The sequence below is a fragment of the Streptomyces sp. FH025 genome, from assembly GCF_017427025.1.
In the GTDB taxonomy this organism is placed as follows: Bacteria; Actinomycetota; Actinomycetes; order Streptomycetales; family Streptomycetaceae; genus Kitasatospora.
On sequence record NZ_JAFLNG010000920.1, the window covers coordinates 1 to 2,501 of the forward strand.

1 protein-coding gene is annotated in these 2,501 nt (G+C 75.4%); it reads left to right on the forward strand.

The annotated features are described in order from the left end of the window. Window positions 1–2,501: lantibiotic dehydratase (locus tag J0670_RS35670; protein WP_207816762.1), on the forward strand; the 2,501-nt coding region annotated here is incomplete at both ends.

Genomic DNA, 2,501 nt, shown 5'->3' on the forward strand with positions numbered 1-2,501 from the left:
CGGCCCGGGCCGCATCGGCACCCGCGCCACCGGTCACCGCGACCTACGCGCTGGTGCGCGCCACCGTGCTGACCCGGGCCGCGCAGTCCGCTCCGTCCGGCCTCGTACGGGACCTGCTGGCCCGGCTCACCGCCGTGGAGACCGCGGACGCCGCCCTCCGGCCCGTCCTCGGCGACGATCTGTACGCCAGCCGGGCCGAACACGGCGAGGAGTTCCACCGGAAGGTCGTGCTCCCGCTGCGCCGGGCTCTGCACAACGGTCGTACGCCACGTGCCGCGCAGCTCGACCGGCTCGCGGACCTGCCCGTCCGGGTCCCCCGGCTCGCGGACTGGCTGGAGCTGCGGGAGCGGCACGCCCGGCTGCTGGCCGAGCTCGCGGCGGCGGTGCCGCCGGCACTGGCGGCCGAACGGGCCGCGCTGGCCGAGGTGTGTCGCGAGCCCGCGTTCCGGCGCGCCGTCGCCCTGGGCAGCGCCGACCTGCTGCGCGCGGTGGTCAACGCCTCGGACGCGAACCCCGAACGGAGAGGCAGGGCGCACAAGGAGGAGGCCACCGTACTGCGCCACGCGCTGCGGGCGACCAGCAAGACGAGCCCGCTGTCCTGGTTCACGGCGGTCGGCTGGACCTCGGACGAGCTGCGCCGGAACGAGACGGAGAGGGCGCCGCGCGCGGTCGTCCGGGAGAACCGGGCTCTGGTCGGCGCCCTGGTCGAGGCCCTGCTCGACGAACCCCGGCGCAGCCGGAGCCTGCCGCACCGGATGACCAGCGCCGCCCGCGTCGACGCCGGGCGGGCCCACTACCGGCGCACGCGGACGGTGTTCATCGGGGGTCGCTACCTGGTCGCACGCGAGGACGAGGTCGAAGTCGGCGCCCGGCCGGAGCTGGCGCTGCTGGCCTCCCTCACCGAGACCCCCGACCCACCGGACCGACTCGTCGCACGGCTCGCCGAGGCCCTCGGGCGCCCCGGCGAGGACCCGGCGGTACGGCGCTTCGTCGACCAACTCCTCGACGCCGGGCTGCTGGTGCCGACCGAGCCGGTGGACCCACAGGGCCGGGATCCGCTGCAACGGCTCGCCACGTGGCTCCAACAGTGGCCGGAGGACGCCGAGTTGGCCCGGAAGGTGCGCAAGCTCGCCGACGGGACGGCGGCGTACCCGGCCGCGCCCCCCGAGCGCCGGCCGGCATCGCTCTCCGCCCTGGAGGCCGACTGGCGTCAGGTGCTCGCCGCCGCGGGCCGGCCCGTCCCCGAGGAGTCCGCGTCGCTCAGCGTCCTCAGCGAGGACGTCCACGCGCCCGCGCCGCCACAGCCCCGACTGGGCGCCGCCGACCGCGCCGCGCTCGGTGAACTCACGGCACTGGCCGAGCTGTTCGACCACGGCCACCTGACCCGCCGGGACGCCCGGGATCGCTTCGTCGCCCGGTACGGCGTCGGCGGAGTGTGTTCCACGCCGTGGGAGTTCGGCGAGGACGCCGGGAACGTCTGGGCCGATGTCCGAGTTCCCGATGAACTCTCTTCACTGCGACGTGAGTTCATCGACCTTCCCGAGGTGGACGGCGAGATCGTGCTGCCGGCCGACCGGGTGTGCGCACTGGCCGAGCGGCTGCCCGACTGGACGGCCGCCCGGCCGCTCAGCTACTCCTGGTTCGTCCAACGGGAGCCGACCGAGGGCCTGTTGTGCGTCAATCACGTCTACTACGGCTGGGGGCGCTTCACCAGCCGCTTCCTCGACGCCACCGCCCCGCAGGCCGCGGCCGAGGTCGCCCGGCAGATCCGCGCCGGGCTCGACGAGGGTGCGCGTGCCGCCCAGATCCGCCCGCTGGGCGGCTTCAACGCCAACCTGCACCCACTGCTGCTCACCGACGAGATCGGGCCCGACCATCGCTGGTCCAGCCTCGCCGAGGCCGACCTCGACCTGGTCCACAACGCCGACACCGACCAGCTCCGGGTCCGTCTGCGCTCCACCGGCGAGTACCTCGACGTCCTCTACCTGGGCTTCCTCTCCCCGGTCATGCTTCCGCAGCGGCTGGCGCCCCTCCTCTCCGACCACTCGAACGGCATCGTGGGCTTCCACCCGCTGCTGCCCCGCACGCCACTGGCCGCTCCCGGCGGCACCGTCACCCACACACCGCGGCTGCGCCACCGGCACGTCGTCCTCGCCCGCCGCCGCTGGCACCTCCCGTCCGCGGTCCTCGACGCCCTGCGGGCCGAGCTCAGCGCCGATCCCGGCCCGCACGGCGTCCCCGCCGCGACCGTCGCCCGCTGGCGCGCCCGTCTCGGCCTGCCCGAGCAGCTCTTCCTCCACCCCGCCCCGGCCCCGGGCACGGAGATCACGGCCTCCGAGGCCATCCTCATCCAGCTCCGCGCGCCCAAGCCCCAGCCCGTCGACCTCGGCAACCCGCTCCACCTCCGGCACCTGGACCGGTGGCTCGGCCGCCACCCGGACGGCGTCCTGCTGGAGGAGGCCCTGCCTGCCATCGGCGGACAGACCGAACCGACCCGGACG